Source organism: Kitasatospora sp. P5_F3 (assembly GCF_054049135.1).
The window spans coordinates 1-6,975 of record NZ_JBFUMY010000144.1 but is presented as its reverse complement, the minus strand read 5'-3'; the positions used below and the strand labels follow the sequence as shown (position 1 = coordinate 6,975).

Below are 6,975 nucleotides of genomic sequence, written 5' to 3'. Positions count from 1 at the left end.
GGCTGGACGCGGCGGCCCGTCGGCAGTGGCGCTCGGCGGCAGCCGGCGCCCGGGCCCCGCAGGCCGCCCCGGTGCCCCCGGCAGAGGAGCCGCGCTACCGCCGGGCCCACCTGCTCTCGCCCGCACTCCCGGGAGCGCTCGCCCGGATCTGCGAGACCCACCGGACCAGCACGGCGAGCATCCTGCTGGCGGCCACCGCCGAGACGATGGCCGACTGGGCCGGCACCGGCAGATGCGGTCTCCAACTGATGGTCAACAACCGCTTCCACAGCGGGCTCGGCCAGGCCAGTGGACCGCTCGCGATGGAGGGCTACCTCGCGGTCCGCACCGAGGGCGTCGCCGACTTCGGGGAGCTGCTCGCCCGGACCAGGAGCGCCTCGCTGGCCACCTACCGCAGCGCCTTCTACGACAAGCGCGCCCTGGAGGCCGACCTCGCCCCGTACGCCGAGGACGCGGGCGTCACCTTCGAACGGTCCTGCTGGTACAACGACCAGCGGGTGGCCGCCCCCGAACCGGCCTCGGCGGACTGGTCCCCCTCGGCGGCCGGGGAGTCGACCCTCAGCTGGGAGCCCGCGACCGACCACGGCGGCACCGTCAGCTACGTCCTGCACATGGCCGACAAGCCGGCCGCCATCGAGATCGCGATGACCGCCGACACCCACCTGTTCACCCCCGCCGACATGGAGCGCCTGCTCCGCACCATCGAGCACACCGTCCTCACCCAGGCGGCCACTTACTGACCCGCCGGATACGGTGCCCCGAGGCAATCCGGATGATCAGGGGGGCGGACGTGGCGTTAGCGCGTCGGACGAAGGTGCTGCTCGGAGTGGCCGCGGTGGCGGCGGCGGTCGAGCTGATCGGTGGGCTGAACCACCTGGACGGTGGGTTCGTGCTGCTGCGCGGGCTGCACCGGCCGGGGCTGCTGTTCCCGGTGGTACTGGTGACGCTGCTGACGGCGGTGCTGCTCGGGCGGGTGGACAACGGGATCAAGGTGCTCTCGTCGGTCCTGGCGGGTGTGCTGCTGTTCCTGCTGATGTCGTTCGCCATGGTGGGCGGCTTCGAGGGCCCCCAGCGGACCGAGGCCATGGCGGCCCCCGACGGCAGCGGCCGGCGGCTGGTGGTCGAGAAGGGCCTGAACATGATCGACCCGATCTGGTGGGTCTCGGTGGAGGTCCACTTGGTCGACGTGGGACCCGACGGCCGGCCGGGCAGGACGCTGTAGCGGGGTCGGTGACCCCGGGCCGGACTATCGTGCCCGGTATGAGCAGTGATCAGCAGCAGACGCCACGTCAGCCCTGGGTGGTCGGGGTCTCGGGGGCGTCCGGGACGCCGTACGCCGCCTCGGTGATCCGGGGCCTGCTGACGGCCGGTGAGACGGTCGATCTGGTGGTCAGCCGGGCGGCTCGGCTGACCATTCTGGACGAGACCGGGATCGCCTTCCGGGACGCGCACTGGCGGGCCGATCTGGGGGAGTGGCTGGGCACCGAGGAGCTGGACGGCGTCCGGTACTGGGCCGCCGGGGACTTTGCGGCCGGGCCGTCCAGCGGCTCGTACCCGGCCAAGGGGATGGTGGTGGTGCCGGCCACCACCGGGGCGGTGGCCGGGATCGCGCTCGGGCTGAGCAAGGACCTGCTCCAGCGGGCCGCCAGCGTCACCCTGAAGGAGCGCCGGCCGCTGGTGGTCTGTCTGCGCGAGACACCGCTCAACGGGGTGACGTTGAAGCACCTGGTGGAGCTGGACGCGCAGGGCGCCGTGGTGCTGCCCGCCGCGCCGGGCTTCTACGCCGGAGGCTCCACCGCCCGGGAACTGGTGGACTTCGTGGCCGGCCGGGTGCTCGACGCGGTGGGTGTGCCGCACACGCTGTACCGGCGCTGGGCGGGCGAGTTGGGCGACGGGGGGAAGGTCGGGTAGGCGGATCGGCCGGGCGGGACGGTATGTTCATTGCGATATCCGGGTCGATCCAGGTGTGACGCCTTCGAATCCGGATAATGATCTGTGGGTCTGGAGAGGTTCGGAAGGACGCGGGCGGATACATGGACACGGTGGACAGACAGCTCATCCAGGCGCTTCGGGAGAACGGCCGCGCGTCGTACGCCGAACTGGGCCGCCTGGTCGGCCTGTCGGGCCCGAGCGTGACGGACCGGATCAACCGGCTGGAGCAGGCCGGGGTGATCACCGGCTACCGCGCCACCGTCAACCCGGCCTCGCTGGGCTTCGGGGTCACCGCCCTGATCGGCCTTCAGCTCACCGACGCCGCCGACCACGAGGACGTGGCGCACCGGCTGAAGGACCTCGGCGAGGTCGAGGACTGCTGGTTCATCGCGGGCGACGACTCGTACATGCTCAAGGTCCGGGTCTCCGACGTGGAGGGCCTGGAGTCGGTGGTCAAGCGGCTGTCCGGCACCAAGGGTGTGGCCCGGACCAGGACCACCGTCGTTCTCTCCACCAAGTGGGAGAACCGGGTCAGTGAACTGCCGTTGGAGCCAGGGGAGTAGCTCATGTCGTTGATCGGCCTGGAGGAACTGCGCGCAGCGCAGCAGCGGATCGCCGGGGTGGCGGTCCGGACCCCGTTGATGCCCGCCCCGTGGGCGGCGCAGGGGGAGCGGGCGCTCTGGCTCAAGCCGGAGGGCCTCCAGCCGACCGGCGCGTTCAAGATCCGCGGGGCGTACAACCGCCTCGCCGCGCTGACCGAGGCCGAGCGGGCCCGTGGTGTGGTCGCGCAGTCCAGCGGCAACCACGCCCAGGCGGTGGCGTACGCCGCCCAGCTGCTCGGCATCAAGGCCGTCATCGTGATGCCGGACGTCTCACCCGCCGTCAAGGTCGAGAACACCCGCTCCTTCGGCGCCGAGGTGTTCCTGGTCGGGCCCGGCGAGCGGGACAGCCTGCCCGCCGAGCTGGCCGAGAAGCACGGCTACGTCTGGGTGCCGCCCTACGACGACCCGTACATCATCGCGGGCCAGGGCACGGTCGGCCTGGAGATCGCCGAGGACGCCCCCGACGAGCTGGACACCGTGCTGGTGCCGGTCAGCGGCGGCGGCCTGATCAGCGGCACCGCCGCCGCGCTCAAGCTGGCCTGCCCGGGCGTCCGGGTGATCGGCGTCGAGCCCGAGCTGGCCGCCGACGCGCAGGCCAGCTTCCGGGCCGGCGAGCGGCTGAGCTGGTCCACCGAGCTGACCTACCGGACCATCGCGGACGGGCTGCGCACGCCCAGCGTCGGGGTGCTCCCGTTCGAGCACATCCAGGCGTACGTGGACGACATCGTGACCGTCTCCGAGCAGCAGATCCGGGACACCGTGGCGCTGCTGGCCCGGCGCGGCCGGCTGGTCGCCGAGCCCTCGGGCGCGGTCGCCGCGGCGGCCTACTTCCACTGCGGGGCGGAGCTGGAGGGGCGGGTGTTCGGCGCGGTCGTCAGCGGTGGGAACATCGACCCGGGCCTGCTGGCCGAGCTGCTGGCGGTGTAGGCGTAGGCTCGGCGAAGGTCAATTCTCACGGCACGAGGAGGCAGGTCACCGCATGGACGCAGGGCTGAAGCGTGAGCTGGAGGCGAAGGTCTACGCGGGTGAGCGGCTGACCCGCGAGGACGGCGTCGCGCTCTACGAGAGCGACGACCTGGCCTGGCTCGGCGGTCTGGCGCACCACGTGCGGACCGAGAAGAACGGCGACGTGGTCCACTTCAACGTCAACCGTCACCTCAACATGACCAACGTCTGCGCCGCCTCCTGTGCCTACTGCTCGTTCCAGCGCAAGCCGGGCGAGAAGGACGCGTACACCATGCGGATCGAGGAGGCCGTCCGGCTGGCGAAGGCGATGGAGGTCGACTCGCTGACCGAGCTGCACATCGTCAACGGTCTGCACCCGACCCTGCCGTGGCGCTACTACCCGCGCAGCCTGCGGGAGTTGAAGGCCGCGCTGCCGAACGTCTCGCTGAAGGCGTTCACCGCCACCGAGATCCACTGGTTCGAGCGGATCAGCGGTCTGACGGCCAGTGAGATCCTGGACGAGCTGATCGACGCCGGTCTGGAGTCGCTCACCGGCGGCGGCGCGGAGATCTTCGACTGGGAGGTCCGCCAGCACATCGTCGACCACGAGACCCACTGGGAGGACTGGTCGCGGATCCACCGCCTGGCGCACGAGAAGGGTCTGAAGACCCCCGCGACCATGCTGTACGGGCACATCGAGGAGCCCAGGCACCGGGTCGACCACGTGCTCCGGCTGCGGGAGCTGCAGGACGAGACCGGCGGCTTCCAGGTCTTCATCCCGCTGCGCTACCAGCACGACTTCCACGACTCGAAGGACGGCGTGGTCCGCAACAAGCTGATGGCCCGCACCGAGATGGCCACCGGCGCCGAGGCGCTGAAGACCTTCGCGGTCTCCCGGCTGCTGTTCGACAACGTCCCGCACGTCAAGGTGTTCTGGGTGATGCACGGTGTCACCACCGCGCAGCTGGCGCTCAGCCACGGCGCGGACGACATGGACGGTTCGGTGGTCGAGTACAAGATCACCCACGACGCGGACAACTTCGGCACCCCGAACAAGCTGGGCCGCGACGACCTGCTCGACCTGATCAAGGACGCCGGCTTCCGCCCGGTCGAGCGGAACACCCGGTACGAGATCATCCGCGAGTACGAGGGCCCGGACCTGAACCGCCGGGAGACCCCGCAGGCGATGCGCCTCTGACTGCTCTGCCACCACGCCCTCCGAGTCGAACCGGCTCGGAGGGCGTTGTCGTTTCGGGGGGTGCCGTATGCTCACAGGCTCACCACACGCCAGGGGTTCCGTTTCGGCCCACGGCTTTGGAAGGATCGTCCGCATGTCCGGTTCCCATCGTGCCAAACCCCGTAGCCGGGCCGACGTGCCCGCCGACGCGGCGAGCAGGCCCCGTGGGCACCGCCGGAAGGCGAAGAAGAAGCGCGGTGGCCGCGCCCTGATGGGCAGTACGGCGATGCTGCTGGCCGCCGTCTCGGGCTGGTTCACCGTCGGCCCCGGGCGCTCCACCCCGGAGGTCGCCGCCGCCGGGATGCCGGACCTGCCGCTTCCTGACACCTCGTCGGCCGCCCCGGACGCGGTCGCCGCCCAGGCCGGGCAGCGGACCGAGCAGCCCGCCGCCGACCGCTCCGACCGGAGCGACGGGAGCGTCCTGACCATCCCCGGCCTCGGCCCCAAGTTCACCGCGCAGATCCCCGCCGACACCCGGCAGCTGGTGGTCGCCACCGGCAAGGACAAGAACGCCTCGGAGACCGGCGTCACGCTCTGGACCCGGACCGAGGACAACCGCTGGAAGCCCGGCGCGGTCTGGGCCGGCCACAACGCGGCCAAGGGGTGGACCACCGACCACCGCCAGGGCGACCTGCGCAGCCCGGTCGGGATCTTCGCGCTGACCGACGCGGGCGGCCGCAAGGCCGACCCCGGCAGCAAGCTCCCGTACGACCAGGACAAGGCCTTCGTGATCGACGGCAACGGCTTCAACGGCGAACCGCTGGCCGGCTCCTTCGACTACGTGGTGGCGATCAACTACAACCGGGTGCCCGGCACCTCGCCGCTCAGCACCAAGTACCCCGAGGGCGTCGCCAAGGGCACCGGCATCTGGCTGCACGTCGACCACGGCGGCCCGACCCACGGCTGTGTCTCGCTGCCGGAGGCGCAGATGATCGAACTGATCAAGACGCTCGATCCGGCCGCCAAGCCGATGGTCGTGATGGGTGACGCCGCCGCACTGGCGTCCTGAGGCCGGCTGCGGGCGGCTCGAGGGCCCAGGCCCCGCAAGGGCTATTGTCCGGCCCCTACAGCTTCCGACCTTGGACGTTGTATCCGGGCGTCACCCACGGACTGGTCGGTAACGTTGTTGAGTGGCGGTATGACCGCCTCCCGTATCGTGTCGCTCGGCCACTTCCAGCCGCCGAAGGTCCTCACCAACGACGACCTCGCCCTGCTGGTCGAGACCGACGACGAGTGGATCCGCTCCCGGGTCGGCATCAGGTCCCGGCACATCGCCGAGGACGAGACCCTGGTCGACATGGCCACCGAGGCGGCCCAGAAGGCGCTCGCCAACAGCGGCCTGCTGCCCGAGCAGATCGACCTGGTGGTGGTCGCCACCTGCACCGCGGTCGAGCGCAGCCCCAACACCGCCGCCGCCGTCGCCGCCCGGCTGGGCATCCGCTCGCCCGCCGCGTACGACATCAACACCGTCTGCTCCGGCTTCTCCTACGCGCTCGCCACCGCCGACCACGCGATCCGGGCCGGCTCGGCCACCCGGGCGCTGGTGATCGGCGCCGAGCGGATGTCCGACACCATCGACTGGAGCGACCGGACCACCGCGGTGATCTTCGCGGACGGGGCCGGGGCCGCGGTGGTGGAGGCGGTCCCTGACGAGCAGTCCGGGATCGGCCCGGTGCTCTGGGGCTCCGAGCCCGACAAGGGCGACGCCGTGGTGATCACCGGCTGGGACCCGACGATCAGTCAGCAGGGCCAGACCGTGTTCCGCTGGGCCACCACCCAGCTCGCCCCGCTGGCCCGGGAGACCTGCCGGAAGGCCGGGATCGAGCCGTCCGAGCTGCGCGGCTTCGTCGCGCACCAGGCCAACCTGCGGATCATCGACGCGATCGCCAACAAGCTCGGGCTGGCCGAGGACGCGGTGGTCGCCCGCGACGTGGTGGAGTCGGGCAACACCTCGGCCGCCTCGATCCCGCTGGCGCTCAGCAAGCTGGTCGAGCGGGGAGAGCTGCGGACCGGGGACCCGGTGCTGCTGTTCGGCTTCGGCGGCGGGCTCGCGTACGCCGGCCAGGTCGTGCGCTGCCCGTAGCGGCTTCGGACAGCGGCTTCAGGACGTGCCGAAGGGGACAAGCGGTTCTTCAAGATCCGCATGAAGGTCCTCAACTCGGTGGCCGGGCCACTCGGTGAAGCCATCAAGGCCAACCAGGCCAAGACCGACAAGTCGGTCGATCCGGCCGCTCTCTCCGGGTCCCTGGTCTCGCTCCT

General features: G+C 71.2%; 8 protein-coding genes and 1 pseudogene. All 9 read left to right on the top strand.

Annotated features, from left to right (window positions below; genetic code table 11):
• The coding region (locus ACXJMZ_RS36340; protein WP_457034278.1) for a hypothetical protein at window positions 1-740 on the top strand (740 nt) is incomplete at its 5' end.
• Between the two features lie 50 nt (window positions 741-790).
• Window positions 791-1,222: a hypothetical protein gene (locus ACXJMZ_RS36335; RefSeq protein WP_457034277.1), complete on the top strand. Its 432-nt coding sequence runs from the start codon at window positions 791-793 to the stop codon at window positions 1,220-1,222.
• 38 nt (window positions 1,223-1,260) lie between these two features.
• The gene (locus ACXJMZ_RS36330; protein ID WP_457034276.1) at window positions 1,261-1,911 is read left to right on the top strand and encodes a UbiX family flavin prenyltransferase; all 651 of its coding nucleotides are present in this window, start codon (window positions 1,261-1,263) and stop codon (window positions 1,909-1,911) included.
• 122 nt (window positions 1,912-2,033) lie between these two features.
• The gene (locus ACXJMZ_RS36325; protein ID WP_057231532.1) at window positions 2,034-2,495 is read left to right on the top strand and encodes an Lrp/AsnC family transcriptional regulator; all 462 of its coding nucleotides are present in this window, start codon (window positions 2,034-2,036) and stop codon (window positions 2,493-2,495) included.
• A 3-nt stretch (window positions 2,496-2,498) separates the two neighbouring features.
• On the top strand, window positions 2,499-3,461 hold the full coding sequence (locus ACXJMZ_RS36320; RefSeq protein WP_457034275.1) for a threonine ammonia-lyase: 963 nt from the start codon (window positions 2,499-2,501) through the stop codon (window positions 3,459-3,461).
• Window positions 3,462-3,513: 52 nt separating this feature from the next.
• Window positions 3,514-4,677, top strand: coding sequence for an aminofutalosine synthase MqnE (gene mqnE, locus ACXJMZ_RS36315; protein WP_057231527.1), 1,164 nt, complete (start codon window positions 3,514-3,516; stop codon window positions 4,675-4,677).
• Between the two features lie 133 nt (window positions 4,678-4,810).
• A complete protein-coding gene (locus tag ACXJMZ_RS36310; protein ID WP_457034274.1) occupies window positions 4,811-5,725 on the top strand; it encodes a L,D-transpeptidase family protein in 915 nt (304 codons plus the stop codon).
• A 129-nt stretch (window positions 5,726-5,854) separates the two neighbouring features.
• Window positions 5,855-6,799 carry a beta-ketoacyl-ACP synthase III gene (locus ACXJMZ_RS36305; RefSeq protein ID WP_457034273.1) on the top strand — a complete coding sequence of 315 codons (945 nt, stop codon included), beginning with the start codon at window positions 5,855-5,857 and terminating at the stop codon, window positions 6,797-6,799.
• Window positions 6,800-6,814: 15 nt separating this feature from the next.
• A pseudogene (locus tag ACXJMZ_RS36300) lies at window positions 6,815-6,975 on the top strand (TetR/AcrR family transcriptional regulator); the annotation flags it as partial.

Bases quoted from the DNA above. Each gene is read 5' to 3' on its own strand.
- ACXJMZ_RS36330 (WP_457034276.1), top strand. From the start codon at position 1,261: ATGAGCAGTGATCAGCAGCAGACGCCACGTCAGCCCTGGGTGGTCGGG.
- ACXJMZ_RS36325 (WP_057231532.1), top strand. From the start codon at position 2,034: ATGGACACGGTGGACAGACAGCTCATCCAGGCGCTTCGGGAGAACGGC.
- ACXJMZ_RS36320 (WP_457034275.1), top strand. From the start codon at position 2,499: ATGTCGTTGATCGGCCTGGAGGAACTGCGCGCAGCGCAGCAGCGGATC.
- mqnE (WP_057231527.1), top strand. From the start codon at position 3,514: ATGGACGCAGGGCTGAAGCGTGAGCTGGAGGCGAAGGTCTACGCGGGT.
- ACXJMZ_RS36310 (WP_457034274.1), top strand. From the start codon at position 4,811: ATGTCCGGTTCCCATCGTGCCAAACCCCGTAGCCGGGCCGACGTGCCC.
- ACXJMZ_RS36305 (WP_457034273.1), top strand. From the start codon at position 5,855: ATGACCGCCTCCCGTATCGTGTCGCTCGGCCACTTCCAGCCGCCGAAG.